Annotated in this window: 1 protein-coding gene; it reads left to right on the top strand. The window is 56.3% G+C overall.

Annotation, left to right across the window (positions count from 1 at the left end; translation table 11 throughout):
• Nucleotides 1-21 precede the first annotated feature (21 nt).
• A partial coding sequence (locus tag MFF64_RS37225; RefSeq protein WP_238194093.1) for a response regulator occupies nucleotides 22-247 on the top strand: 226 nt, incomplete at its 3' end.

Raw genomic sequence — 247 nt, 5'->3', positions numbered from 1 at the left:
TGAAGAATTTCATGAGGATATGTGACAAACGTTCTGATTGTTGAAGATGAACAGGCTATTCGTCGCTTTCTGCGCACGGCGCTGGAGGGCGACGGGATGCGCGTCTTTGAGGCCGAAACGCTGCAACGCGGCTTGCTGGAAGCGGCACCCCGTAAGCCAGATTTGATTATTCTCGATCTCGGCCTGCCCGATGGTGATGGGATTGAGTTTATCCGCGACCTGCGGCAGTGGAGCGCGGTGCCGGTGA

The organism is Methylobacterium frigidaeris (assembly GCF_022179185.1).
In the GTDB taxonomy this organism is placed as follows: domain Bacteria; phylum Pseudomonadota; class Alphaproteobacteria; order Rhizobiales; family Beijerinckiaceae; genus Methylobacterium; species Methylobacterium frigidaeris.
Note: the sequence above shows the minus strand (reverse complement) of the source record. Positions and strands in the feature narration are given on the sequence as shown.